This window comes from Pseudoxanthomonas sp. z9, assembly GCF_006542425.1.
GTDB lineage: Bacteria > Pseudomonadota > Gammaproteobacteria > Xanthomonadales > Xanthomonadaceae > Pseudoxanthomonas_A.
Genome location: NZ_VFID01000002.1, coordinates 299,181 through 325,929, shown reverse-complemented (window position 1 = coordinate 325,929; position 26,749 = coordinate 299,181). Strand labels below are relative to the sequence as shown.

Sequence of the window (26,749 nt, the reverse complement as noted above, 5' to 3'; positions counted from 1 at the left end):
TGCGCCGGGACCACCGTAGCGCGGTGGCCTCCCCGGCTCGTTGATTCCAATCAATCGGAAAACACGCGCGGGCGCCGCGGGTCGGAAGGCGCCCACGCGAGGGTTCAGAAGAAACCCAGTGCCTTGGGCGAATAGCTGACCAGCAGGTTCTTGGTCTGCTGGTAGTGGTCCAGCATCATCCGGTGGTTCTCGCGGCCGATGCCGGATTGCTTGTAGCCGCCGAAGGCCGCGTGCGCGGGATAGGCGTGGTAGCAGTTGGTCCACACCCGTCCGGCCTGGATGCCACGGCCCATCCGGTACAACCGCGCCGCGTCGCGGCTCCAGACGCCGGCGCCCAGCCCGTACAGGGTGTCGTTGGCGATCGCCAGCGCTTCGGCCTCGTCCTTGAAGGTGGTGACCGAGACCACCGGGCCGAAGATCTCTTCCTGGAAGATGCGCATCCGGTTATGGCCCTTGAACACCGTCGGCTGCACGTAATAGCCGCCGGCCAGATCACCGCCCTGCTCGTTGCGGGCACCGCCGATCAACACTTCGGCGCCTTCCTGCCGGCCGATGTCGATGTACGACAGGATCTTCTCCAGTTGTTCGCTGGATGCCTGAGCGCCGACCATCGTGTTGGGATCCAGCGGATTGCCCTGCTTGATCGCGGCGACGCGCTTGAGCGCGCGCTCCATGAACTTCTCGTAGATCGATTCCTGGATCAGCGCCCGCGACGGACAGGTGCAGACCTCGCCCTGGTTGAAGGCGAACAGCACGAAGCCCTCGATCGCCTTGTCCAGGAAATCGTCGTCCTCGGCCATGACGTCGGCGAAGAAAATGTTGGGCGACTTGCCGCCCAGTTCCAGGGTCACCGGGATCAGGTTCTGGCTGGCGTACTGCATGATCAGCCGGCCGGTCGTGGTCTCGCCGGTGAAGGCGATCTTGGCTATGCGCGGGCTGCTGGCCAGCGGCTTGCCGGCTTCCAGGCCGAAGCCATTGACCACGTTGAGCACGCCCGGCGGCAGCAGGTCGCCGATGATCTCCATCAGCACCAGGATGCTGGCCGGGGTCTGTTCGGCCGGCTTGAGCACCACGCAGTTGCCGGCGGCCAGCGCGGGCGCGAGCTTCCAGCACGCCATCAGCAGCGGGAAGTTCCAGGGGATGATCTGCCCCACCACCCCCAGCGGCTCGTGGAAGTGATAGGCGATGGTGTCGTGATCGATTTCGCTGATGCCGCCTTCCTGCGCGCGGATGGCACCGGCGAAGTAGCGGAAATGATCCGCGCACAGCGGAATGTCGGCATTGAGGGTTTCCCGGATCGGCTTGCCGTTGTCCCAGGTCTCGGCGTGCGCCAGCAGTTCCAGGTTCTGCTCGATGCGATCGGCAATCCGCAGCAACACGTTGGCACGTTCGGTCACCGAGGCCTTGCCCCACGCCTCGCGTGCGGCGTGCGCGGCGTCCAGCGCGGCCTCGATGTCGTCGGCGTTGGAACGCGGCACCTGGGTGAACACCTTGCCGTTGACCGGACTGGTGTTGTCGAAATACTGCCCCGAACGGGGTTCCACCCAGCGCCCGCCGATGAAGTTGGCGTAGCGCTGCTTGAAGATGGCGGACGGGTCCACGGCCTGTGGACGGGGGGCGGCGACGGCGTTCATCGGAATCTCCTGGCTTGTTCGGTTGGGGTTCCCGTCCAACGCAGGCCGCGTGCCAGCTTTTGTTGCTGCGCCGCGCCACGCCGCCATGCCGCCATTCCGCAAGGAAACCGCGCTGCCGCTGCGGCAACGCAACAAGCGTGTCGCTTGCGGAGTGTCCGCGGGTGTGCTGTGTATCGGGACAGCGGGCGGTTTTCCTGTCGCAAAATGCGACACATCGCCCGCGAGGACTTCCGGCATGTCCCGACCATCCGCCCCACCCGACGAACAACGCATCGCCCAGGCGCGGCGGGCTTTCTTCGAGGCCGGGCGCACCCCGGTGGGCCAGGTGCCGCCGGCCATCCTGCAATCGTGGCGGCGCTGCCTGGGCCTGGGCCTGGCGGCGAATGCGCGCCCGGCGATCGAACCGATCGACGCGCCCCGCCTGCGTACCCTGCGCGAGCAGCACGAGCAGCTCTGGCGATTGGCGCGCGCCGAGGTCGAAATGCTCGCCGCCGATGCCGCCAACACCGGCAGCATCGTCATCCTCACCGACGCCGAAGGCTGGATCCTCGACGCCGAGGGCAACGCCGAATTCCTCGACAAGGCCGGCCGGGTCGCGCTGATGCCGGGTGCGTGCTGGAACGAGGCGCGGGTGGGCACGAACGCGATCGGCACCGCGATCGCCGACGCCCGCGCGGTCGAGGTGCGCGGCGCCGAGCACTATGCGGCGCCGCACCGCATCCTCAACTGTTCGGCCGCGCCGGTGTTCGATCCGTACGGACGCATGGTCGGCGTGCTCGACATTTCCGGAGACGCCATGGTCGCGCCCATGCACGCGCTCGGCCTGGCGCAGTTGGCGGTCGCCAACATCGAACACCGCTACTTCGACGAAGGCATCACCGATGCCGACCTGCTACGCGTGCATGCCAACCCGGCGCTGCTGGGCAGTGCGCGCGAGGGGCTGCTGGCGTTCCGCAGCGGGCGGCTGGTGGCGGCCAACCGGGCCGGGCTGGCGCTGTTCGGACTGGAGCGAGGCGATCTCGGGCGCGCCTCCTACGAGGCGATGTTCGACGGCGCGCTGTCGCGCCTGCGCGACGACGGCGTATTGCAGGATCGCAGCGGCCGCCTGCTGCACGGACACGTCGATGGGCCGACCCGATCGCGGCGCGCCCGCGCGGCGTCGCCGATCACGGTGTCGGCGTCCGGTTCGGGAACCGAAGCGGGCGCACCGCTGTTCAACGCGAAACTGGAAGCCGAACTGGGACGCGCCTGCCGCGTGCTCGACGCCGGCATTCCGGTGCTGGTGCTGGGCGAGACCGGCACCGGCAAGGAAGTGTTCTCGCGCGAGCTGCACCGGCGCAGCGCCCGCGCCGGCAAACCCTTCGTGGCGGTCAATTGCGCCGCGCTGCCGGAGGGGCTGATCGAGGCCGAACTGTTCGGCTACGAGAGCGGCGCCTTCACCGGCGCGCGCAAGGACGGCAGCATCGGCCTGCTGCGGCAGGCCGACGGCGGGATCCTGTTCCTGGACGAAATCGGCGACATGCCGCTGGCGTTGCAACCGCGCCTGCTGCGCGTGCTGCAGGATCGCGAACTGTCGCCGCTGGGCGGCGGCAAGCCGGTCAAACTGGATTTCGCCCTGGTCTGCGCGACCCACCGGCGACTGGAAGACGCGGTGGCCGAAGGTCGCTTCCGGGCCGATCTCTACTATCGGATTTCCCATCACCTGGTCGAACTGGCGCCGCTGCGCGAGCAGCCCGGACGCGAGGGGCTGGTGCATTCGCTGTGGCAACGCATCGGCCAGGGACGCCGGCTGTCCGACGAGGCGGCCGAACGGCTGGCGCGCTACGCCTGGCCCGGCAACCTGCGTCAGCTCGTGGCGAGCCTGCGCACCCTTGCCGCACTGAGCGAACCCGGCAGCCTGATCGGCATCGATGCCCTGCCCGCCTACCTGCAGGTACGCATGGATACGCCCGCCGTGGTCGCACCGCCCGCGTCCGCACCGCTGGATTCGATGACCCGCGCGGCCATGCGCGCGGCGGTGGAAGCCTGCGACGGCAACGTCGCCCGCGCGGCGCGCCAACTGGGCATCAGCCGCAGCACCCTGTATCGCCAACTGGGCCGGGACCCGCGCCAGCGGCACTGACGCGCGTGGGCGGCGCGACGTTCAGCGTGCCGCCGCGCCGTCCACGAACAGGCGCGCGGCGTCGGCGAACTCGCGTTGCAGCGAAAGTCCTGGCACGGTCAACCAGCGCAGCAGCGCGGCCAGGTACAGATGGTGGAACCAGGTCGCCAGTTGCGCGGGCGGGAACCTGTCGCCCAGTTCGCCGCTCTCCTGCGCCGCGGCGATCAGGCGCTGCCACAGCGCGACGATGCCGCCATCGCCGATGTCCGCCTGCTCCGCCTCGTTGCCGAGGCTGGTGAAGCGATGGCGCAGATAGGCCATCAGGTGTTGCGGGTGCGCGCTGCACCACGCCGCTGAGGCGTCGAGGATGCAGGCCGCCCGCGAGGCGAAGCTCCGGCGGCGGGCGATGCTGTCGGCCAGGTGCGCCAGATCCTTCTCCAGTTCGGCGTCCAGCCAGCGTGCCAGCAGCGCTTCCTTGGTCGGGAAGTGGTTGTACAGCGTCCGCTTGGCGACGTCGGCCTCGGCCGCGATCTGTTCCATGGTCACCGCCTCGTAGCCCTGTTGCTCGAACAGGCGGGCGGCGGTGCCGGTCAACAAGTCCAGCATCCGCGTGCGCTTGCGCGCCCGGCGCCCGGGTTCCGCGGTTTCATCCATGGGGCCTGCCTCTTACATCAGATATACGATGTAAATTAGTATACGTCGTGCACATTTATTCCTGTCCATCCGCCGGGTCGTCCGGCGTCCGGAGACTCCCATGAAGTTCGCGGTTGCAACCTATGGTACCGAAGGCGATACCCGTCCCCTGGCCGCGCTGTGCCTGGCGCTGAATGCCGCCGGCCACGACACCCGGCTGCTCGCCGACGCGGCCACGCTCGGCTCCGCCCATGCCGCCGGCCTGGCGGCGACGCCGTTGTCCGGCGACATCCGCGGTGCGCTGTTGCCCGGACAGGCGCTGGCGACGGCGGTCGACCGCAAGGGCGGCTTCAACCGCACCGCCCGGGCGCTGGCCGATATCGCCAACGCCAACGTCATGCACTGGATGGGCGAGATCCGGGATGCGGCGACGGGATGCGATGCGCTGATCGTCTCCGGGCTGGCGGCGTTCGCCGGGCTTTCGGTTGCCGAGGCGCTGGACATTCCGGCCATCGGTGCGGGCCTGATTCCGATCACGCCCACCGGCGACTTCGCCTCGCCGTTCCTGGCGTCGCTCCCCGTGCCGCGCGCGTTGAACGCATCCAGCCATCGCCTCGTCAACGCGCTGCTTTGGCGCGCTTTCCGCAGCAGCACCAACGAGGCGCGCGCGCGCGTACTGGCGCTGCCGGCGAGAAAGCGGGTGTGGACCGAACACCCCATGCTGTATGGCGTGTCCCCCACCCTGCTGCCGCAACCGGCGGACTGGCCGGACAATGCGCGGGTCTGTGGCCAATGGACGCTGCCGGCGCCGGCGTGGACACCACCGCCCGCGCTGGAGCGCTGGCTCGACGCGGGCGAGCGGCCGCTTTACCTCGGCTTCGGCAGCATGGCCGGTTTCGATCGGCCCCGGCTGGTGCGGGCGATGGTCGACGCCGTCGCAGGCCGGCGCGCCCTGTTCCAGCCCGGCTGGAGCGGCGTGGCGCGCGACGCGCTGCCGGACAACTTCTTCATCGTCGACGAGACGCCGCACGACTGGTTGTTCCCGCGCACCTCGCTGGTGGTCCATCACGGTGGCTCGGGCACCAGTCATTCGGCCACCCGCGCCGGCGTGCCCTCGGTGGTGGTGCCGTTCGCCGGCGATCAGCCGTTCTGGGCGGATCGGCTGCGCCAACTCGGCGTGTCCGGCCAGCCGGTGAATGGAAAACGCCTGGACGCCTCCGCGCTGGCGCGGGCCGTCGCATTCGCCGAGCGCGCGGACACCCGTGCGCGCGCGACCGAACTCGGCCAGCGCATGCGGGCCGAGGATGGCGCGCGGGTCGCGGTGCGCGCAATCGAGCAACTGCTGTCAATCTGAGCCAGGCATCGTGGCGGCGCCGGCGACGAAAGGCGTCGGCCTTCTTCCCATGCGACGAGGAACGCCCGATGCCAATCTCCCGAATCCTCCCCTTCCTGCTGCTGGCCGGCGCGCTGTCGCTGCCCGGTGCGGCGCCCGCACGCGAACAGCCGGATACCCCGCCTCCGACAGTACGCGTGCGCGACCTGTATCCGCTCATCACCACACCGGCGATGACCGCCGCGCGTGATTTCCATGTGCGGCATTTCGGATTCCAGGTCCTGTTCGAAGCCAACTGGTTCGTCTATCTGTCCGGTCCCGCCGATGGCGACGGTCGTGGCGCCACCCTGGCGTTCATGACCCCGGATCATCCTTCCCGCCCGCCGGGACCCGAGGTCTTCAATGGCGAAGGCATGCTGCTGACCGTCGAGGTGGCGGATGCGTCGCTGCTGTACGACAAGCTTCGTCGGGAAGGCGCGCCGATTCTGCATCCGCTTACCGATGAACCGTGGGGCCAGCGGCGCTTCATGACCCGGGATCCCGCCGGCGTAAGCGTGGATGTGGTCCAGCAGATTCCGCCGCAAGACGGCTATTGGGAGCGCCACGCGCCGGCGGCGCGTTGAGTGGCCGCTCGCTGCAACGGCCGCGCCGAATCAGCCCGTGGCCGGTTCACCATTCTCCGACAGGCTGTCGATCAGGGCGCGCGACGCCGCCGACAAGCGACGATGCGGTGCGTAGATGAGGGAGAACGGACGCGAGCGTCCACGCAGTTGCGGCAGCACCTCGACCAGGCGGCCCTCGCGAAGATGGCCGTCGGCGATGAAATCGTAGGTCTGGCAGATGCCGGCACCGCCACTGGCCAGCGAAACCACGCCCAGTACGTCGTCCGATACGGCCAGCCGATCCGGCGGCGTCCATTCGAGGTCGCGTCCGTCTTCGCGGAACAGCCAGGGGGCGATGCGCCCGCTGCTGGGCATCACGAACGGAATGCAGGCGTGGTCGGCCAGTTGTTCCCTGCGGGTCGGCGTGCCGGCGCGGCGCAGGTAGTCGGGTGACGCGACCACGCACAACGCGGCATCCTCCAGCCGGCGCGCGGCCAGTCCGCTGTCGGGCAACGCGCCCAGCCGCACCGCCAGATCGAAGCCTTCGGCCACCAGATCGACATTGCGGTTGGAGATGTTGAGTTCGATGCGCACCTGCGGATGCTCGCGCGAAAAGCGCGCCAGCTTTTCCGGCAGCCGGTAATGCCCATAGGTGGTGGGCACGCTCAGCCGCACGCGTCCGGCCAGCGTGCCCGCCCTGCCCTGCACCGTGCGTTCGGCTTCGTCGAACAGCGCGAACGCGGCGCGCGCCTGCTCCAGGTACAGCTGGCCGGCCTCGGTCAATCCCAACCTGCGCGTGGTTCGCCGCAGCAACTGGTTGCCCAGGCGGTTTTCCAGCCGCGCGATGGCGCGGCTGATGACCGACGGCGTGGTGCCCAGGGCGACCGCGGCCGCGGTCAGCGAGCCCTGCTCGACCACGATCACGAAGACCTCCGCGTCACCCAGGTGATCGAACCGGCGCGCCATCTTTGCCTCGAAAGGAAAAATAAATTGCCAGCGAGCGAGTTTATCCCGGTTTGGGCACGAAATAGAGTGGCGGCCACTTCCGCCAAGCCGGCGAATTCTCAAGGAACACGCCATGAAATCACTCAAAGTACTGGCCGCCGCCCTCGCGCTGGCGCTCCCCGCCGCCCATGCCGACGCGGCCCATGTCCTAGTCGTGCTGTCCGATGCGGACCACCTGGATCTCAAGGACGGCCGGGTCTTCCCGACCGGCTTCTACCTCAACGAGCTGATGCAGCCGGTCAAGCTGTTCCTGGACGCGGGCCACCAGGTGACCTTCGCCACCCCGTCCGGCGTGGCGCCGACGGTCGATCGGGGCTCGCTGGACCCGATGTACTTCGGCGGCGACGCCGGTGCGCTAAAGGCGCATCAGGATCTGCTCGACCGATTGGCCCTGACCCGGCCGGCGCAATCGCCGGTACTGAGCCTGGCCCGGATCGAACAGATGGGCTACGGCCAGTTCGACGCGGTGTACGTGCCCGGCGGCCATGCGCCCATGCAGGATCTGCTGGCCTCGCCGGCGATGGGCCGCCTGCTGGCGGACTTCCACGGCCGCGGCAAGACCACCGCGCTGGTCTGCCACGGTCCGATCGCGTTGCTGTCCACCCTGTCCGGCAACGGCGCCTTCATCGGCGCGCTGGAAGCGGGCGGCAAGCCGGCGGCACCGGCCGACTGGATCTATGCCGGTTACCGGTTCACGGTGATCAGCAACCAGGAGGAGGAACAGGCCAAGGGCGCGCTGGGCGGTGGCGAGATGAAGTTCTATCCGCAAACCGCGCTGGAAACGGCCGGTGCGCACCACGTCGGCAACACTTCACCCTGGGCCGCCAATGTGGTGATCGATCGCGAACTCGTCACCGGCCAGAATCCGGCGTCCGCGATCGGCGTGGCCAACGCGGTGCTCGAACGACTGAAGTGAAGGTGCGGTGGATCCGGGAAACGCTTCGATCGCGTTTCCGGATCAATGCAGGCGCAGGCGCGAGTCGCGTTCGAGCGGCGGCGTGACCCGCAGGCTTTCCAGCGGCGCGCCCATGCGCAGCCAGACTTCGCGCAGGACGGCCTCGGCGCGCGGCCACGGCAGCATGCTCCAGCTGTCGAAGGTCTCGACGTACTTGTGGTGGAGGACATCGATGACGTCGGCCAGCGGTTGCGCGTGATGGCGCAGATAGGCGTCGTAGGCGAACCTGAGCACCGGCTCGTAGCGCGAGAACGACGTGCCCGGTTCATGGAAGTCGTGGGACACGTATTCCAGTTTCCAGTACCTCAATTCGGCCTGGACATCGACGACTTCGCAGCGATACCAGCGGCGCGCTGGGGGATGGATCGAACCCATGTGCCTAGCCTCCCGTGACGAGCGACAGGAATATCACGCCGCCTGTATTCATATCGTCAAATGCGCCCTGAACAGCGCCGGCCGATAACGCTTTCGCCACACCGGCTCCACCCGCTCTTGCCATTCCCGAAGGCATGGTGGGCGCGTGGCACCGGCACACCCTCCTTTGACGATACGCCGGTCACGCCGACATTCAGCGGGGTTCGTTTTCCGCAGTTTCCGGACCCACGGACCATCGGCAGCCACAGGAGAACCCACGCCGGGCAAACCGCTTCTCGCCCGGTGGACAAAGGGCCGGTCGATCGTCTGGATGACCCTTCGGTTCTCCACAGGAGCCTTTCGCAGGGCACATGAGCAAAGGCGACGGTCGGAAACGGCCGTCGCCTTTGTTTTTGATGCGGACAACGCCCTCATCCGCTTTCCCGGGCCGGCCGCGTCACGCGGCGCGACCCGGTCGCCCCATCAATTGCGATCGAAGTCGTACTGCGCCGACGCGGCGTTGCTGATGATGCCCGACAGCGGCAGCAACTGGGTCAGGAAGCGATTCCAGCGGGTCACGCCGGCCGGGCCCACCCACACCACGTCGCCGGCGCGCAGCGGGAAGCGATCCGCCAATGCGAAGGCCGCGGGCGAACCGGCGTCCAGGTGATAAACGGTGGCCGGTTCGCGCTGCAGATCCTCCATGCCGCGAATCACGTAGACCGCGCTGCCCTTGGCGGTGGTCGGATTCAACCCGCCGGTGCGACCGAGCGCCTGGGTCAGGCTCATGTCGGTGGTCTTGAAGTTGATCGCCTGCGGGCGCATCACCTCGCCGACCACATAGACTTCCTTGCGATCGTTGAACGGCAGGTACAGGCGATCGCCGGGCTTGAGGTAGACGTCGGCGGCGACCTTTCCGTCGCGATTCAACGCATCCAGATCCAGCGGATAGTCATGCCCGTCGCGGGTCAGCACGAAGCCGGCCAGATCCGCTTCCTCCACGTTGATGCGCGCCTTGCCGACCGCCTGCGCCAGGGTCAATGGCACGGTGGTGAATTCCTGCGGCGAGGTGTCGACGAAGGCGCCCTGCATGGCGACGCGTCCACCATGGCCGACCACGTTGACGTCGATCTGCGGTGAACGCAGATATTGTCCCAGGCGCGTGGACAGACTGCTGCGCAGATCTTCGATGGTCATGCCCTTGACGTTCATCTTGCCCGCGTACGGATAGAAGAACGTGCCGTCCGGCTGGACCAGGCGGCCGTTGGTGACAGCCTGCTGCTGGTTGCCCGCGGGGGTGGTCAGTTCCGGGTGATCCCAGACCGTGACCAGGATCGTGTCGCCGGGCTGGATGCGGTAGATCTCGGGCTTGTAGCCGGCAAGTTCGGGGGGCAGCGTGACCGCCTGGCGTGGCGCGGCGACCAGCTCGGGCGTGATCGCGACCATGCGGGCATCGCTGCCTTCGACGGTGCCGCCGCTGGCGGGACCGCTATGGGTCATGTGCTGGCCCGCGCAACCGGCCAGCAGCGCTGCCAGCAACAACGAAGTGGATAGGGATTTCACTCGCACACCTCTGTCAGCGGAAACGATGCGCGACCCGGCATGGCCGTGTCCGCTCACGCATGGTGTCAAGCGCGGCGTGAAAAGAACGGCGGCGGCAGGACAATGGCGGATGAACGCAGGTGCGCGATGCGCCGGACGGTCGCGCGCATCCCTGTTCACCGACGTCGGCTTCACAAATGCAGATGGGCGGCGGTGAGCGCGACGATTTCCTTGAATGCACGACCGCTGCGCCACAGGGCGCGCTGCGAGGGCAACCAGTAGCGCCACCAGCTGCGCGGCGCCCGGCCCTCGGGCACGGGTACCGGCATGACCCGGGCGCCCGCCTGTTCGAACAGCAGGGCCGCGCGCGGCATGTGCAGGGTGGAGGTCACCAGCAACAGGCGCGGGTGTTCGCTGCCGGCCAGTGGCAGGCTGTAGCGCGCATTGTCGCGGGTATTGCGGCTGCGTTCCTCCAGCACCAGCGCCGAACGCGGCACGCCGAGGCGCTCGATCGCCCGCGCCATGCGGCGGGCCTCGGTGGTGTCGCCCTCGCCGCCTCCGCTGAGGATGACGATCGGCGCGCGCCCGGCCTGCCAGGCGCGTGCGCCGGCGGCCAGGCGGCTGTAGCGCAGTTGCTCGGGGCGGACGTCCGGCCGTTCCAACCAGGCGTAGTGGCTGCCGCCGCCAAGCACCACGATGGCGTCCGCGCGTGGCAGGTCGGACGGATCCTCGACCACCGGGTAGCGGAATTCCAGCAGTCCGCGCAGGGTGTCGGAAGCGAACGGAAACGACCACAGCGCCGACCACAGCACCGCCGCAATCGCCACGCCCGCGCCAATCCGGCGACGACGCCACCACCACAACAACGCCGCCAGCACCAGCAGCGACAGGGTGAGCGTGGGTGGATAGGTCAGTGAAACCGCGAACTCCCGGAGCATCGACGCCGCGCCTCCACTCATATGACGATTCCGCGGCTGACGTAGATGTAGAACACCCCGCACGAAGCCAGCAGGCCGACCCGGATCAGCAGCGGATTGCGCAGCGGCGCGAACCGCGCGTGGCAGAGCACCGCCGCCAGGATCATCGACACCGCCAGCCAGGCCGGCAGCAGGTAGCGATTGGAGAAGAAGCCCCAGCCGATCAGGAAGAACGGCAGCGACATCACCAGATAGACCGAGGTGCTGTCGAGGATGCGCTGGCGCCATTGCGCCTGCACCAGCGGCGCGAGGAAATGCGGCAGCAGGTACCAGAAGATGGTGAACACGGCGAAGTCGATGCGCACGCCGGACCGGTACAGCGGATTGGCGGTGTATTCCATCACCACGTCATAGAAACCGGGCGCGCCGGCGCGCACCGCCAGCATCGAAAGCCCGGAGACGTAGGCGAGGAATGCACCGGCCGCGACCACGCGCAGCCAGCGCGTGCTCAGCAGCAGCGCGGGCGCGCAGGCCAGGTACATGGCGGACGACAGGTGCAGGCTGGCCGCGAGCGCGCCGGCCAGCGCGAACGTGCCCCACCGCCGGCGGTGGAAACCGAGCAGGGCCACGAACACCAGCGGCGCCGCCAGGCCCTGGCGGATCGCGTTGATCGAGGCGTTGGTGAACATCGGCGAGATGAACAGCAGCATCAGCGAGGCGCACAGCAGGGTCTGCCAGCTCACCGGCGTTTCCAGGTAGAACCGGTAGCGGCGGACCGCCAGCGCGACCATCACCAGCAGCAGGCCGAACAGCGTGAACTGGTAACCGGTGACGCCGAGTCCCAACTTGTACAGGGCATAGCTCAGGTAGACGAAGCCGGGCTCCAGCCGGGTTTCCGGCATGCCCTGCACCAGGTTCTCGAAGAAGCCGGCGTAGGTTTCGGTGTCGCTGCCGATATCCAGCGGACGCGTGCCGACCAGCCAGCACGCGAACAGGGCCACGCCGCCCAGCAGGATCATGCCCAGCCACCAGCGCGCCATCGCCTCGCCCTGGCTGCGGTGGCTGGTCTGCAGGTAGCGGGCCTGGATGGTGTTCATGAGGCGATTCCAGTCTGGCGAGAACGCATCGCCAGCAGCAGGCGCCGGCGGGTGCGCCGGACCAGCCCGATGCTGCGCGCGAACCAGTGCTCGGCCGGAGTGACCAGTCCCTTGCGCAGCAGCTCATGCCGGACTTCCTTGCCGGCGCGATGCATCGCGTCCAGATCCGCGGTCAGGCCGCCCGCGCCGAAGGTCGGTTTGTGCCAGTACGCGAGCACCTGGTTGAGCTTGGCGCAGCGGTAGCCGGAGAAGCCGATCTCCGCCCACAACAGGAAATCCTCGACCCGGCGGAAGCGTTCGTTGAAGCGGAACGGCAGATCGCGGCGCAGCACCACCGACGCGGTCGGGAACGGATTGTTGAGCAGGAAGCGGCGGCGGCCGATCGCGGTCACGCGCACCGGCGGGCGCAATGGCAGCAATCCGGCGCCGCGCTCGCGCACCGCCATCCGGTGCGCGATCAGGGCCAGGCCCGGGTCTGCTTCCAGCACGTCCATCTGCAAGGCGATTTTCTCCGGCACCCAGGTATCGTCGGCATCGAGGAAGGCGACGTACGGCTGGCTGGCGCGTTCCCATCCCAGGTTGCGCGCGCGCGACGGCCCGCCGTTGACGGGCGCGGCCACCACCACCACCCAGCCCGGCGGATACAGTTCGGCCAGCGCGTGCAGGGCGTCCAGGGTGCCGTCTCCGCTGGCGTCGTCGACCAGGATGACTTCCACCGGGCGCCGGGTCTGCGCCGCCACCGAGGCCACCGACGCGGCAATCGTGCCGGCGCACCGGTAACAGGGAATCACCACGCTGACCGGTGCGGTGGAGGGATCCGGCGGAAGGTGCGGCTTCATGCGTGTGCGTGCTCCAGCGCCCATGGTGCGCATTTGAATATGTCTTCGGCCTGGTCGGCGTACAGGGCGGGTGAAGAGCACTCCGGCTGGCGTTCGCGCAGCAAGGTGGCGATCACGTCGCTGAACGGATATCCCTGCGCGGTGGTGATGCGCCGCCGCTGCGGCAGGCCGATGTCGTCGGCGAAATCGCGGCATTTGCGGTGGTAGTCGACGATCGCGAACGGAACCCCGCACAGCCACGAGACGATGGCGCCGTGCAGGCGCGCGCTCACCATCGCGTCACAGCGGCCGATCGCGGCCACCATCGCCAGCGGATCCGGCTGGGTGTAGCGCAGCACCTCGACCGCGACGCCGCCTTCGCGCAGGCGCCGTGCGATCGCTTCGGCCAGTTCGCCGTCGCCGTGGCGCGGGTGCTCGTTGAGGCTGAACACGTCCACCACCAGTCGCCGCACGCGCGACTCGGCCAGGAGGGTCGCGACGAACGCATCCTCCCAGGCGCGCATCGCCGGCGCGCCATGCGCGCCACCTTCCGCGTACCGGCACGGCGCCACGCCTACCCGCAGGGGCGCGCCGGGTTCGGGTTGCGCGCGCACCGGCATCGACACCAGCCGCGGCAACAGCACGGCCAGATCGCAGCCGGCGTGCGCATGCGCGGACAGGCCCATGCGCTGGATCCATTCGTGCGAGCGGCGATCCCGCACCGACAGGTAGCTGAAGCGGTCCAGGAAGGACGCCGCCGCCGCTTCCTGCTCGGCGTTCGCGAAAGGACCGATCGAGACGCCGATCGCCGACAGCTTCAGGCCGCGATGGCGACGTGCCGTCTGCATCATCGGCTTGCGGAACGATTCGCGCGCGGTGATCACGGAACCTCCGCCCATCACCAGCACATCCGATCCGACGGTGGCGCTGGCGAAACTGAGCAGGCGGCTGCCCTTGCCCAGCGCTCCGCCCGCCCCGTACCAGTCGAGCGGATAGAACGCGGGCACGGTGCTGACGCCGGTCATGCCGGCCAGTGGTGGGCCGACCAGGCGCGGCGAGGCGTTCCAGTAGCGCTCGGCCGCGCGCGTGCAGATCACGCCGAACAGGTCGTCGCCGAAATTGCGCATTCCGTAGTAGCCGGTGAAAGCGACGCGGGGCTTGTCCATCAGTCCAGCTCCAGTGCGTCGACCCGGCGAGCGCCCCGATACATCAGGCCCAGCAGCAACGCCTCGGCGATGACGGTGGCAATCGCCGCACCCATTTCGGCGAAGGCGGGAATCAGCGCCAGGTTCAGCAGCACCGCCGCCAAAGCGGCCAGCGCCATCGCGTAGACCCGGTAGCGCATGTGACCCTCGGTGAGCAGCACCGAGCCGACCGCGGTGGACAGGAAGCGCAGCGGCACGCACAGCGCAAGCACCTGCAGCAGCGGCACCACCGTGCGATAGCCGGCGCCAAACACCTGCGTGGCCAGCGGCGCGGCGAACGCCAGCACGACGCCGCCGACGATGCCGCTGGCCAGCATGGCCACGGTGCCCCAGCGATAGGCCTGGCGGAACCGCGGGCGGTCATGCACCGCCCAGCGATGCAGCTTGGACAGCAGGAACTTCTGGTAGACCGTGGCCGGGAACAGGTAGATCGCGGTCATCACCGCCAGCGCGATGCCGAAATGACCGGCGGCCGCGTCCCCGGCGAGGTACTTCAGCAGCACCGTGCCGATCTGGAAGAACACCGGGTACAACACCGCCGCCATCCCGTACGGCCACGCCTGCACGCACAACTGGCGCACGCCCGGCGGACGCACCTGCAATGCGGCCGCATCCTGTGCGCCGTGGCCGCGCAGTGCCCAGTCGCCGCGTGCCATCGACCGCCATTGCGGCATCGCCGCGAACACCGCCAGCACCGCGACCGCGCTGTAGCCCAGCGCGACCATTTCGATGCGCATGCCGGACCAGGCCAGCGCGTACGCCGCCACCAGCAGGCGGCCCAGCGGCATCCACAATTGCCACGCGGCCAGTGCGCCATGACGCTCCTCCAGGCGCAGCTTGCTGCCGATCTGCTCGACCGCCAGCAGTCCGACAATCACCGGCAGCAGCAGCCACAGCAGTTGCCGGGTGCGTGCATCCACCGGCGGTCCCCACTCCGCCCACGCGGCCATGCCGACCAGCGCCAGCGTGGTGCTGGCGACGATGAAGCGCTCGGAGGCGCGCCGCCAGCGCTGGGCCTGCCAGCCCTCGGTACCGAACACCTTTAGCCGGAACTGCGACAGCCCGAAGCCGGCCAGCGGCGCGACCAGGGTGATGGTGGCGAGCGAGGAGGCGAACAGGCCGTACTCGGCCGGACCGAACCGGCGTGCCAACAGGGTCTGCGTGACGAACACCGCCACCGCCCCGGCGGCGGTGGCGAGCCACAACAGGGACAAGGCGTTCAGGGCGGGACGCAGCGGCATGGGCAGGATCCGGTTCATCATCCGGCCATCGCTCCCTGCAACCGCAACGGCACCAGCTCGCCATAGACCTCGCAGGTCTTGCGGATGACCACCTTCTCGTCGAAATCGGCGAGCGCGCGGGCGCGGGCGCGTTCGCCCAGCCGCCGCAGCAGATCACGATCGTCGTCCAGGCGCGCAATCACCCGCGCCAGCGAATCGGCGCTGCGCGGTTGCACGTGCAGGCCGTCCTCGCCATCGCGGCTCACCACCTCGCGGCACCCCGGCAGGTTGGTGGTCACCAGCGCGATGCCGCAGGCGCCGGCCTCGATCAGGCTCTTCGGCACGCCTTCGCGGTAGTAGCTGGGCAGCGCCATGACATCGACCGAACGCAGCAGCGCCGGCATGTCCTCGACATGGCCCAGCCACTCCAGCGTGCCCTGCGCGTGCCAGGCCTCGACTTCGGCCGCGGGCACCGAATGCGGGTTGCCCGGATCCGGCATGCCGGCGAGCAGGAACCGGACCTCGCGGCCCTGTGCGCGGAGGCGCTCCGCGGCGGCCGCGTATTCGCACACGCCCTTCTCGCGCAGCAGGCGCGCGGCCAGCAGCACCCGCAGCGGGCGCCGCGCGCCGCCTTCGGCATCGCGCAGCAGGAAGCGGCTGAGATCCACGCCGGATCCGCGGATCAGGCGGATGTTGTGCGGCGGCGCCAGGCGCGCGTCGGCGAAGGCCTGCGCGTCGTCCGGATTCTGCAGGATCACCCGCGAATGCTCGCCGCCCAGCGCACCGCGCATCAGCAGCGACACCAGCGGTCGCAACATGCGCGCCTTGGCACGATCGCTGGAAAAGACGTAACCCAGGCCGGTGACCGCGTTCACCACCGCCGGCACGCCGGCCGCGCGTGCCGCCAGCGCGCCGTACACGGCGCATTTGAGGGTGAAGCTGTGCAGCAGATCCGGGCGCTCCTCGCGCAGCACGCCGACCAGCCGGGCCAGGGTGCCGGCCTCGCGCCAGGGATTGAGGCTGGAACGTTCCATCGGCAATGGCCGCCAGCGGATGCCGTGCTGCTCGAAGCGATGGCCGAACTCGCCCGGTGGCGACACCATCACCACCTCCATGCCCATGGAGCGCAGTTGCAAAGCGGTGGAGAGTCGGAAGTTGTAGAGGTACCAGTCTGTATTCGCGAACAGGATGAACTTCATGCAGGCGCCGTGGGGGAAAGCGTCGACGTGATTCTAGAAAGTCGAGCCCGCAAAACCGTTCACGCGCTCACCACCAAATCGGCGAATTGCCCAACAAACGGGCAGAAAAAAGGCGGCCCGGAGGCCGCCTCTGCACGCGCTCGTCATCCTGCTGAGCGCCAGTTCACTTGCCTGTCCGACTACTTGGCGTAGCCGTTGCTGGTCACCCGGATGTCGTAGACGTCGCTGACCCGCGCCACATGCGCGCCGTTGCCCTTGTTGCCGTCGACGAATCCGGTCAGGTAGGTCAGCGGATAGACGGTCTTTTGGACGCCGTGCAGGCGGGTGTTGTTGTTGCGCGAGATGTTTCCGCTGTACTGGTAGTTGCGGGTTCCGCTGCCGAACATCATGCCGACCAGATAGTTGTGGCGGATGGTGTTCTGGGCGATGTAGCCGCTGTCCGGACCGATGGTCAGGATGCCGTGCCCGCCGTTGTATTCGATGGTGCAGCGCTTGATGGTGACGCCCTTCACCCGCTTGTACACCAGGATGCCGTTGCCGGCGTTGCCGTGGATATGGCAGTTCTCGATGTGCACGGTGGAGGTGGTGCGCAGGTCGCCCACGTCCGGCTCGATATCGATGCCACACGCCGGCGCGATGCCGTTGCAATCGCTGAATTCGCTGTCATACACCTTGACCCCCAGCGCATGGCCGATGGTCAGGCCCTGGCGGCGGTTGCCGGTGCAGACCACGTTGGCGATGACCACGTCGCTGCAGGGGATGGTCGGGGCGTTGGTGACCATCGCGCCGCCGATCGAGATGCCGTCGCCCCAGCATTTGGAGACGTGGATGTCGCGTATCGTGATCTTGGACGAGCCGCGGATCATGATGCCGTGGCCCCACTCCCCGGTCGTACCCAGGTGGGTTTCGCGATCGCCGATGATCTGGCCGCCGGAAATCTCCACGTTGCTGACCTTGTAGGCCATCAGCACGTAGGCCCGTTCCTTGTCGTTGCGCTTGGCGCGCAGGCGGGCGCCGTCCTGCAACAGCAGGTGCATGTTGCTGCGCAGGCGGACATTGCGGGTGGGATCGATGACGTAATCGCCCGCCGGCACCACCACCGTGCCGCCGCTCGAGGGCAGCGCGTCGATGGCGTACTGGAACGCGGTGGTGTCGTCGCTGGCGCCATCGCCACGGGCGCCCCAGTTCTTGACGTTGAGCGTGGTGCTGCCGCGCGTGCGGGTCGGCGGCACGTAGACCGCGGCCAGTACCTTGGGAATCCCCGTCGTGTAGAGTGCCGCCGGCAGCGCCAGCAACAAGGATTTGCGCAAGAATTCGCGCCGAGGCGTCCCTGCCTCGCGCACGTCGTGCACGAGTGCATTGTTTTTCACAGCCATGACCCCTGCGGGCCAAATGGCCCGGTAATAGGAAAACAAGAGGAATTGGCCAGGAAGATAACCGTGGCCGATGGGGAATATAGGGAAGTTTTGGTCGCCGTGCGCGAGCAGATCGCGTATCTGTGAAACGGCTCAATAACTGCTTGCGGAAGGATTCATTTTCTGCGGCAAAACGCGGTGTTTTCTCTACCGGAATCCATGGTCGAGTCCGCTTGTCGCGCGGTTCTGATTGCCACCTCTGAAATTTCGACCCTGTAGGAGCGACGTGAGTCGCGACCCGATGCATAACCCAGAAATTGACCCGTTCGGTCGCGACTTACGTCGCTCCTACAAAGGTGTGGCTTGGTGGTTTCAGCGGCCTGGGCGGCTGCTGGGGTCTATCTGGATGGACGAGGCGCCGCGGGCGACGTCGAGGTTCATCCAGCCGGCTTCCTTGCCGGAGCGCTTCGCCACCTGGGCGGCATTGCCACGCAGCTGATTGTCGCGCAGGCGGAAACCGCTGCTGCGCGCGCGGACGGTGATGCCGCGCAGGCCGTTGCCACGGATTTCGTTGCCCTCGATCAGGCCGCCGGTGGCAGCGCGCAGGTGCAGGCCGTCGCCACGGTTGGACAGGATCCGGCAGCGACGGACGGTGACGTCGTGGACACGCTCGTACAGCTGGATGCCCGCGCCCTGGTTGCCCTGCACCAGGCAGTCCTCGATCAGCACGTCGCGCGCGTCGCCTCCCGGGTCGGGCTCGACGTCGATGCCGCAGCCCGGCAGCACCCCGCCGGTGTCGAGGAATGACGAACGCAGCACCCGTACGTGGCGGGAACGGCCGATGGTAAGCCCCTGGCGGCGGTTGCCCTGGCAGACCACGTCCTGGATCAGCACGTCGCGGCTGGGCAACGGTGGCGAACCGCGAACCCGGGACAGGCCGCCCACCGAGATGCCATCCCCCCAGCATCGGGTGATGTACAGGTCGTGCAGGCGGATCCGGCTGGACCCGCGCACCATGATTCCGTGTCCCCATTCCCCCGTAGTGCCCAGGTGACGCTCGCGGTCGCCGATGATGCGCCCGCCCGACACCTCCACATCCTCGATCTGTTGCAGCAGCAATACGTAGGCGCGTGGCGCGGCGTTGCTCATCGCGACCAGGCGGGTATCGGCCGCCATCGAGAAATGCATGCGGCTGCGCAGGCGCAGGCTGCGCAGCGGATTGATCGGATAGTTGCCGGCGGGGACGACCACGGTGCCGCCGGCATCCGGCAGCGCGTCGATGGCGGCCTGGAATGCCCGGGTGTCGTCGCCCTGCCCGTCGCCGCGCGCGCCGAATTCACGCACGTCCAGGCGCGCGCCGCTTCCAGGCGCCGACGGCCGGGCGCCGACGGCGGGCAGAGCGCCAAGCGCCGCGCCCGCGACCAGGCCGTGCAGGCAACGGCGCCGCTGGCGGTCCATCGTCAGGCGGCCTGCTCCCGCGCGGCCGTCGACACGCCGCGCGCGGCCAGCCAGGGCAGCACGATCGCCAGCAGGTAGAACTTGGACGCGTGATACTTGTTGTCGAGCCGGCGCCGGTTGCGTTCCAGCCAGGGCACCGCGCCCGGCAGCAGATCCGAGAGGTCGCGGGCGAAGCCGTGCACCTGGTCGAAACGCTGCGCGGCCAGCCCGCACAGATCGAAACGGAAACTGCCCTTGCGCTGCACGTACGGCAGTTCCGCGAAGCGGGTCGCGATGTGGCGCCGGATCAGCATCTTGTTGACCCCGGTCTCCGGATCGACCTTCTGCCGGCGCGGTACCTCGCGATGGATCCATTCGCGCAGGTCGTGGTCGCAGAACGGATAGGCCGCGTCCAGTCCCAGCGCATGCGCCGTGTACAGGCCCTTGGCGAAGGCACCGGCCGAACCGGCGATCGACATCGACATGTCGCGCCATTCCCAGGCGCTGGTGGCGGTGGCGATTTCCTCCTGGAACAGGGTCACCCGCGCCCGCGAGCGCCGCGATATCGGATGCCCGAACAACGCGTCCACTTCCGCGTCGCTGAAGCGCGAACCCGGAAACACCCGCTCGATCGGGGTCATCTGCAGGGTGCCCAGCAGGAAGCACGCTTCGAAACTGCGATCCACGCCGGGCAAGGCGGTGACATCCACCGGCAGGCGCACCCCGCGCGCCAGCTTGCCCAGCAGGTGATGCTGGCGATCGACCGGCGTACCGAAATAGCTGTCCGCGCCCAGCCCGTCGATCACGCCATCGCCGCCGCGCGCCCGCACTTCCGTGCCCAGGTCCGCATAGGAGAGCAACGCGAAGTCGGCGGTCAGCAGCGGCATCCGCCCGGCCAGGGCCAGATAGCGGTCATAGGCGCGGCCGGGATCACAGATCAGTGATTCGTGGCGCAGGCCGAGCCGCCGCGCCACCTGCCGCGCCGATTCGACCTCGTTCTCCTCGCGTCCGCCCAGATAGGTGATGCAGGTCGCGTCGGGACGTGCATCCGCCAGCGCGATCGCCAGCGTGGTCGAATCCTTGCCACCGCTCTGCAGCAGCCACGGGGACGCCATCCCGGCGCAGGACCGCTCGATCGCCTCGCACAGCTTGCGGTGGTAGACCGCGATCCAGTCCTGCGGGTGGCGCGCCACCTCCGGCACTTCGCCGGCATTGCGGAACTTGAAGCGGAACCGTGGCGCGGTGTGCATGTCCTGGTCCGGCGAGAAACCGAAGGTGACCAGCTTGATGCCCTCGTAGATGGAATGCGGCGGATAGACGAACGCGTTGCGCAGCAGGTCCGCCACCGACACCGGGTCGATGCGCTGCGCATTGGGCTCCGACAGCGGAGAAAAGTCGGGCTTCCCGTAGTACGGGGACATCGTGATCTGCATGGTTCCTCCTTGTCGTTGCGACCCGCGTGCTCAGCGCGACCCGGCGGTGCGCGGCGCCGGCAGGTACTCGTAGTAGGTATAGGCGTACTGCCCTGCCCCGCGCTTCTCCACGCCATTGAAGATGGCGCCCTTCACCTCCACGCCGTTCTGCTCCAGGCGCTGCTTGGCCAGGGCGATCTCGCGTTGCTGGTTGAGGCCCCAGCGCACCACCAGCAGGCACGTGCCCGCATGCTGGCCGATCACGGCCGCGTCGGTCACCGCCAGCACCGGCGGAGTGTCGATCAGCACGATGTCGTAATCGTGCGCCACGTTCTTGAGCAGCGCGGAGAAGTTCTCGTGCATCAGCAGTTCGGACGGATTGGACGGCACCGCGCCACGCGAGATGAAAGACAGGTTGTCGGCCCCGGCGACCCGGCGGATGGCGTCCTCCAGCTCGATCCGGCCGAGGATCAGATCCGACAGACCGCCTTCCCAGCGCACGCCGACGGCGTCGTGCAGGGTGCCGCGGCGCATGTCGGCGTCGATCAGCAGGACCCGCTGGCCGGTCTGGGCGATGGTCACCGCCAGGTTGGCGCAGACGAAGGTCTTGCCCACGCCGGGACTCGGCGCGGAGATCATCAGCAGGTTGTTGCGGGTCTTCATCCGCGCGAAGTGCAGGCTGGTGCGCAGCGTGCGCAGCGCCTCCATCGCCAGGTCCGACGGCGCGCTCAGCGCCAGCAGGCGCTGGCGCCGCTCGCGACGGCGACCGCCGGTGCGCTGGGTGAGCTCGCGACCCTTCTCGCTGAAGGGAATCGAGGCATACACCGGCAGGCCCAGCAGCTCGATGTCGACCGGATCCTCCACCCCGCGGCGGAACAACTGGCGCATCAGCACGAAAGCGACCATCAGCACGGCGCCGAGCGCGGTGCCTGCCGCCAGCACCGGCAACGGCTTGGGCCAGGCCGGACTGTTGAGATTGACCGCCGCCGGATCGATCACCCGGGCGTTGCCGACCGCGCTGGCACGGGCGATGTTCAGCTGCTGCGCCTGGTCCAGCAGGTTGGCGTAGGTCTGGTTGGTCACCTCGACGTCGCGGTTGAGGCGGAACAGGCCCTGCTGGGTATCCGGCAGATCGCGGATCTGGCCCTGCAGGGCGGCGCGTTCGCCCTGGAACTGGTTGATCTGCTGCTGCAGGGTCTGGTAGGTCGGATGCGAAGGCGTGAAGCGGTTGGCGACCTCGGTCATCTGGATGCGCAACTGCTGGATGCCGGCGTCCAGGGCGATGGTCCGGTCCAGCAACGCGCGGTTCTGCACCGCCACGTCCAGGGTCTGGGTACGGGTCTGGAACTGGTTGAGCGCCGCCTGCGCCTTGGCCAGTTCCTCGCGCACGTTGGGCAACTGCTCGGTGACGAACTTCAGCCGGCTGGCTGCTTCGGCGGACGTGCGGGCCACGTTCTGGTGCACGTACTCGCGGGTCACCTCATCCAGCACGCGACGGGCGCGCTCGGGATCGGCGTTCGCGTAGGTCAAGGCGATGACGCCGGAATTGCGGCCCTGCTCGGTCGCGGTGATGTCCTGCTTGAGCGCCGCCATCACCGTGGTCGGGTCCCGCCGGGTCACGTCGAAACGCATGCCCGGATTGGCGACCAGGCGACGCACGAGCAATTCGGTGCCGCCGGCGCGCGCGGGCACGCCGGCCTTGCCCCGCAACAGCACGCGGCCATCCGGGGTGGACAGCACGTACTGGCCGCCTTCGCCGGCGGTGAGCCGCAACTGCGCGCCGGTCAGTTCGCGCGGGACTTCCAGATGCGCCACTTCCAGCACGTCGCCACCCCAGCCGTAGCCGCTCAGGCCCAGCCATGGCGAAGACAGCGCGCCGGGGTGGGACTTCTGGTAGCGACGGGCGATGAACTCGCCCAGCAACGGCAGGCGCGCGGGTTGCACGTCCACGTCCAGGTCCAGTCGCGTCATCGCCTCGCCGATCACCCGGCGCGAGGTCAGCAACTGCACTTCCGTCGCGCCCGGCGAGGTGGAAATGGGCGGCGGCCCCTGCATGGCGGCGTTGGTGCTGACGCCCGGCGGAATCGCCGGCCGGTTTTCCACCTGCACGACCGCATTGGCCTCGTAGGTCGGCGTCACCACCAGCACGTACAGCAGGCTGGCGAGGAAGAACGCGGCCGTCCCGAGCAGGATCATGCGCTTGTTCTGGTTGAGCGTCGCCACCAGGGTCGGCAGATCGACATCGCCCTCGCGGGGCGCGGGGCCGGGGGTCAGATCCGGACCGGGCGGAAACGTCCGCGTGATGAGTTGAGTGGCCATGGGGGAGTCACCTCGTTGCCGAATGGGATTCACGGAAGCCGGTCAGGACGCTTCTCGCACGCCATAGGCGTAGCGGATGTCCTCGGCTTCGGGGGGATGGGGCGGATGTCCGCCGGTACGAAGGCGCAGCAGCGCGTCGGGCACCTCGTCGCCGGGAAGGCCGGCGCGGGTATCGCCCGGTGTCGCCGAAGCCAGCGACTGGTAAACGGCAGGTTCGCTGAGCAGGGTCAGCACGCGGCCGGCGATGGCCAGCGCGGTGGTGCCGATGGCGATGCCGTTGCCCTCGCCATCCGGCGTGTCGCAGACGCGCAGCACGGGCTTGCCCTGCAACTGGCCGGGGAAGCCGCCGCCCTGCCCGGCCAGCACCAGCTGGGCGCGTTCGAGCAGGTGCAGCCAGGCCAGGTAGTCGGTCAATTCCAGGATGTGCACGTTGGCGAAGGCATGCAGCGCGGCGGAAACATCGCCGGCAGCACCATTGCCGGGGGATTCCTGCGGCCACACGATGTCCACGTCCGGGCGCCGGCGCGCGATCATTTCCAGTGCCTCGGCCAGTTGCACGGCGGCGTCCTGGTCCGGCGCGCAGGCGACCATCAGCAACGGGTTCTCGTCGCGCAGGAACGGGAAACGCCATGCAATCGCGCTGGCCAGCCTGGGTTCGGCGCGCAACACGTCCAGTCCCGTGCGCAGGGTCTCGGCGACGATGCCCTCCTGCACCAGCAGCCGCTCCTCCGGCACGCCCTCCAGGCGCAGGCGCTGGCCCGCATCCTCGCTCGCCGCCACGTGCAGCGCCGCCAGTGACTGGACGATGCGCCGGCTGGCTTCGTTGGGCCAGTGCGAAGGAGTCGCCGCACTGGCGTCGCCGTCCACGCAGACCACCGGGACGTCGTCGGCATGCGCGGCCAGGCTCAGTGCGAAGGTGGCTGGCGCATTGCCGGGCACCAGTACGACATCCGGACGCACCTGATCGAGCAGTTCGCGCGCGCCGGTGACCAGCGCGTCGGCGCCGTCGTCGCCGGACAGGCGATCCTGGGCCTTCAGGCCGAACAGGCGCAGCGCCGCCTCGCCGTCGGTGCCAGGCACTTCGGACAGGCACACGCTGGTCTGGAAACGGGCGTCATCGGCCAGCCGCTGCGCGATCGGCGCCACGCCCATCGCATCCGGCGTGGCCGCGACCACGCACAGGGCGCGCACCGGGCCCTCGCCGTCGGCGCCGCGGACGACCGGATAGGGTTCGTGATCCTCGCTGCTTACGGCACCGTGCGGCGCGAAACGGCGACCGGCGTTCGGGGTCGGTACGAACCGCGCCAGTCCGCGCGACGGCCAGCTGAAGCCGCGCGTGCGCATTTCGAGCAGGCGTGGCAGCCCCAGCAGGTAGATCACCGTGGCGGCGATGAACGACAGCAGGTTGACGACGTCCGGCACCGCCCGCAGGACGTAACCCAGCAAGGCCAGGACGATGCCGATCGACACCATCAGCGCCAGGGTCACGCGCGGCGAGAAACCGCTGTCCATCAGCAGATGGTGCAGGTGCTGGCGATCGGCACCGAACGGCGAGCGTCCCGCGCGGATGCGCCGGTACATCACCGCCAGCGTGTCCATCACCGGCAAGGCGACGCACCACAGCACGTCCACCGGCGCCAGCCGGCCGACCCGCGAATGGCTCAGGTAGATGAGACTCCAGCCGAGCAGGAACCCGATCGCGGTGCTGCCGGCGTCGCCCATGAAGATCTTGCGCCCATCCGGCCAGCCCAGATTGGCGAAGATGTAGGGAATCAGCGCCGCGAACAGCACCTGCAACATCAGCATGGCGCCCACCGCGGTCCAGCCCGCGCGGTCATACAGCAGCACCGAGCCGATGCACACCAGTGCGATCGAGGCGGCCAGGCCGTCGATGCCGTCGAGCATGTTGAAGGCGTTGATCAGTCCGATGACCGCGAAGATGGTCAGCGGGATGCCCCAGATGCCCAGCCGGAAGTCGCCCGGCAGCAGCCCTCCCATGTGATCGACGTAGTAGCCGGTGCTGAGGATCACCAGGGCGACGATCGCCGATTCGATCAGCAGGCGGGATTGCACGGTCAGGTGGACCACGTCGTCGGCCACGCCCATCGCCACGATCAGTGCCGCGCCCATCATCACGCTCATGACGAAGCGATCGATGAAGCCCAGGTAGGCCAGCCCCACCAGCAGCCCGATGAAGAAGCAGATGCCGCCGATCAGCGGCACCCGCCCGTTGTGCTGCTTGCGGGTGTCGGGCCTGTCCACCAGACCGACCCGGCGCGCCCACGGGCGCATCGAGAAGATGGCGAACAATGTCACCGCCAGCGCAATCGCGCTGGCGGCGATGATCCTCGGATGCTCCATCCAGAAATCCTCGCTACTCACTAGTCCATGATGGCCATCCTGTCCAACCGGTCATCCCTGGCAAAACCACTGTCCCGCGTGATGTGTGCGTTAGTGGATCGTTCCGTTTCCAATCTACGGACAGCATCTTGATGAGCGCATGAAAGCGTGAACTGCGTAAGGGGATCGGCTCAGCTGTGTGCAGGCACCGCGAACAATCGTGAATCGGAACCGATCGGCATGCGTTCGCACCAGGCACGTGCGGATTCCCCGATCAGATCGAAGGCGTGGACGAAGGCATCGCGCGGTTTTCCGCAGGGATCGCGTATCTCCCGCCGGCCGTTCCACCTGCCCAGCAGGTGCATGCGATTGCGCAGCGGCGGTGCGATGGCTTCGAGCGCGCGCAGTTGCCGCTGCTCCATCGCCAGGATGAGATCCGCCTCCACCAGCATGCGCAGATCGATCTGGCGGGCGACATGGCGGTCCAATCCCAGACCATTTTCCGCCAGCAGCTCGGCCGCGATCGGATGCAGGCCGTCGCCGACGCGCGCCGCCAGCCCGGCCGAACGCACCCGCAGGCCCGATCCGCGGCCGTGCGCATGCAGGACGGCCTCGGCCATCGGGCTGCGGCAGATGTTGCCGACGCAGACAATCAGTACCTGGTACATCGCGACACCATCGGATTCATGCGGTACAGCCTGCCAGCGCCGCCGTCGCGAGCGTGTATGTGCATGCTCTTCACATGCTCGTCAGCGCTTTCGTCCTATGCAGGGCGCGGTGGATGAACGGATTGCCGATTTCCGGAACATCATGCCGACGAAGCTGGAATCCATTGCCTATCGGTGTGCAGCATTTCGTCCAAAGCGAAAAGCAAATGGATCCCGGCTTTCGCCGGGACGACGGACATTCACCTTCACTTGAGAGCCAACCCATGCCCCTGCTGAGAGTCCGACTGACGGGAAGCGAAGCCGATGCCGCCACCGTGATGAGCGTGATACATGGCGTGGACGGCGTCGAGCGGGTCGAGGAAGTCGCGGATCTGATGCCGCACATGGACGACGAGGATTCCAGCTCGGCCGGACTGGTTGACGATCAGGGCGCCGGCGGCGTGCATGCCATCGAGATCGAAGTGCCGGGACCGCATGCCGGCGACGAGGTGCGCGAACTGATCATACGCAGTGCGGAGAGCCTGGGCATGGCGGTGGAATTCGTCGACGAGTTCTGACGGTCGATGCGAGGACCCGCCGCGCCCTTCGGCACGGCAGGTCCCG

General features: G+C 68.3%; 22 protein-coding genes. 5 read left to right on the top strand and 17 right to left on the bottom strand.

What is annotated here, in order from left to right:
* Nucleotides 1-104: 104 nt before the first annotated feature.
* Nucleotides 105-1,634 carry an aldehyde dehydrogenase gene (gene adh, locus FG323_RS02410; RefSeq protein ID WP_141452834.1) on the bottom strand — a complete coding sequence of 510 codons (1,530 nt, stop codon included), beginning with the start codon at nt 1,632-1,634 and terminating at the stop codon, nt 105-107.
* A gap of 235 nt (nt 1,635-1,869) precedes the next feature.
* Here adh and FG323_RS02405 point away from each other — a divergent pair, with 235 nt between their 5' ends.
* Entirely contained in the window at nt 1,870-3,756 is a 1,887-nt protein-coding gene (locus tag FG323_RS02405) for a sigma-54-dependent Fis family transcriptional regulator (RefSeq protein WP_141452833.1), read from the top strand.
* A gap of 21 nt (nt 3,757-3,777) precedes the next feature.
* Here the strand turns inward: FG323_RS02405 and FG323_RS02400 are convergent, their stop codons facing one another.
* Complete coding sequence (locus FG323_RS02400) at nt 3,778-4,389, bottom strand: TetR/AcrR family transcriptional regulator (RefSeq protein ID WP_141452832.1); 612 nt, start codon at nt 4,387-4,389, stop codon at nt 3,778-3,780.
* A 100-nt stretch (nt 4,390-4,489) separates the two neighbouring features.
* On the opposite strand from FG323_RS02400, the gene FG323_RS02395 reads away from it, so the two are divergent.
* Together FG323_RS02395 and FG323_RS02390 are read left to right on the top strand one after the other, a co-directional pair.
* Complete coding sequence (locus FG323_RS02395) at nt 4,490-5,722, top strand: glycosyltransferase (RefSeq protein ID WP_141452831.1); 1,233 nt, start codon at nt 4,490-4,492, stop codon at nt 5,720-5,722.
* A 68-nt stretch (nt 5,723-5,790) separates the two neighbouring features.
* Nucleotides 5,791-6,324 (top strand): VOC family protein, encoded by a 534-nt coding sequence (locus FG323_RS02390; RefSeq protein ID WP_141452830.1) that lies wholly within the window; start codon nt 5,791-5,793, stop codon nt 6,322-6,324.
* A 30-nt stretch (nt 6,325-6,354) separates the two neighbouring features.
* Here FG323_RS02390 and FG323_RS02385 read toward each other — a convergent pair whose 3' ends face one another.
* Entirely contained in the window at nt 6,355-7,269 is a 915-nt protein-coding gene (locus tag FG323_RS02385; protein ID WP_141452829.1) for a LysR family transcriptional regulator, read from the bottom strand.
* Nucleotides 7,270-7,381: 112 nt separating this feature from the next.
* Here FG323_RS02385 and FG323_RS02380 point away from each other — a divergent pair, with 112 nt between their 5' ends.
* Complete coding sequence (locus FG323_RS02380; protein WP_141452828.1) at nt 7,382-8,224, top strand: type 1 glutamine amidotransferase domain-containing protein; 843 nt, start codon at nt 7,382-7,384, stop codon at nt 8,222-8,224.
* Between the two features lie 42 nt (nt 8,225-8,266).
* Here the strand turns inward: FG323_RS02380 and FG323_RS02375 are convergent, their stop codons facing one another.
* The 14 genes from FG323_RS02375 to FG323_RS02310 form a co-directional block, all read right to left on the bottom strand.
* A complete protein-coding gene (locus FG323_RS02375; RefSeq protein ID WP_141452827.1) occupies nt 8,267-8,638 on the bottom strand; it encodes a hypothetical protein in 372 nt (123 codons plus the stop codon).
* A gap of 462 nt (nt 8,639-9,100) precedes the next feature.
* Nucleotides 9,101-10,180, bottom strand: a complete 1,080-nt coding sequence (locus FG323_RS02370; RefSeq protein ID WP_255469975.1) for a polysaccharide biosynthesis/export family protein — start codon at nt 10,178-10,180, stop codon at nt 9,101-9,103.
* 170 nt (nt 10,181-10,350) lie between these two features.
* The gene (locus FG323_RS02365) at nt 10,351-11,118 is read right to left on the bottom strand and encodes a YdcF family protein (RefSeq protein ID WP_141452826.1); all 768 of its coding nucleotides are present in this window, start codon (nt 11,116-11,118) and stop codon (nt 10,351-10,353) included.
* Nucleotides 11,115-12,173: an EpsG family protein gene (locus FG323_RS02360; protein ID WP_141452825.1), complete on the bottom strand. Its 1,059-nt coding sequence runs from the start codon at nt 12,171-12,173 to the stop codon at nt 11,115-11,117. Before FG323_RS02360 ends, FG323_RS02365 begins: the two co-directional genes overlap by 4 nt.
* Complete coding sequence (locus FG323_RS02355; RefSeq protein WP_181444062.1) at nt 12,170-13,012, bottom strand: glycosyltransferase family A protein; 843 nt, start codon at nt 13,010-13,012, stop codon at nt 12,170-12,172. Before FG323_RS02355 ends, FG323_RS02360 begins: the two co-directional genes overlap by 4 nt.
* On the bottom strand, nt 13,009-14,157 hold the full coding sequence (locus FG323_RS02350; RefSeq protein ID WP_141452823.1) for a polysaccharide pyruvyl transferase family protein: 1,149 nt from the start codon (nt 14,155-14,157) through the stop codon (nt 13,009-13,011). Before FG323_RS02350 ends, FG323_RS02355 begins: the two co-directional genes overlap by 4 nt.
* Nucleotides 14,157-15,437 carry a polysaccharide biosynthesis C-terminal domain-containing protein gene (locus FG323_RS02345; protein ID WP_181444061.1) on the bottom strand — a complete coding sequence of 427 codons (1,281 nt, stop codon included), beginning with the start codon at nt 15,435-15,437 and terminating at the stop codon, nt 14,157-14,159. The genes FG323_RS02350 and FG323_RS02345 overlap by 1 nt, the downstream gene beginning before the upstream one ends.
* 17 nt (nt 15,438-15,454) lie before the next feature.
* On the bottom strand, nt 15,455-16,615 hold the full coding sequence (locus FG323_RS02340) for a glycosyltransferase family 4 protein (protein ID WP_141452821.1): 1,161 nt from the start codon (nt 16,613-16,615) through the stop codon (nt 15,455-15,457).
* 179 nt (nt 16,616-16,794) lie between these two features.
* Entirely contained in the window at nt 16,795-17,925 is a 1,131-nt protein-coding gene (locus tag FG323_RS02335; protein WP_181444060.1) for a right-handed parallel beta-helix repeat-containing protein, read from the bottom strand.
* 417 nt (nt 17,926-18,342) lie between these two features.
* On the bottom strand, nt 18,343-19,428 hold the full coding sequence (locus FG323_RS02330) for a right-handed parallel beta-helix repeat-containing protein (RefSeq protein ID WP_181444059.1): 1,086 nt from the start codon (nt 19,426-19,428) through the stop codon (nt 18,343-18,345).
* Between the two features lie 2 nt (nt 19,429-19,430).
* Nucleotides 19,431-20,840: an asparagine synthase-related protein gene (locus FG323_RS02325; protein ID WP_141452818.1), complete on the bottom strand. Its 1,410-nt coding sequence runs from the start codon at nt 20,838-20,840 to the stop codon at nt 19,431-19,433.
* Nucleotides 20,841-20,870: 30 nt separating this feature from the next.
* On the bottom strand, nt 20,871-23,138 hold the full coding sequence (locus tag FG323_RS02320; protein ID WP_141452817.1) for a polysaccharide biosynthesis tyrosine autokinase: 2,268 nt from the start codon (nt 23,136-23,138) through the stop codon (nt 20,871-20,873).
* A gap of 42 nt (nt 23,139-23,180) precedes the next feature.
* On the bottom strand, nt 23,181-25,499 hold the full coding sequence (locus tag FG323_RS02315) for a UDP-N-acetylglucosamine 2-epimerase (protein WP_141452816.1): 2,319 nt from the start codon (nt 25,497-25,499) through the stop codon (nt 23,181-23,183).
* Between the two features lie 170 nt (nt 25,500-25,669).
* Nucleotides 25,670-26,146: a low molecular weight protein-tyrosine-phosphatase gene (locus tag FG323_RS02310; RefSeq protein ID WP_141452815.1), complete on the bottom strand. Its 477-nt coding sequence runs from the start codon at nt 26,144-26,146 to the stop codon at nt 25,670-25,672.
* Between the two features lie 263 nt (nt 26,147-26,409).
* On the opposite strand from FG323_RS02310, the gene FG323_RS02305 reads away from it, so the two are divergent.
* Nucleotides 26,410-26,703: a hypothetical protein gene (locus FG323_RS02305; RefSeq protein WP_141452814.1), complete on the top strand. Its 294-nt coding sequence runs from the start codon at nt 26,410-26,412 to the stop codon at nt 26,701-26,703.
* Nucleotides 26,704-26,749: the final 46 nt, after the last annotated feature.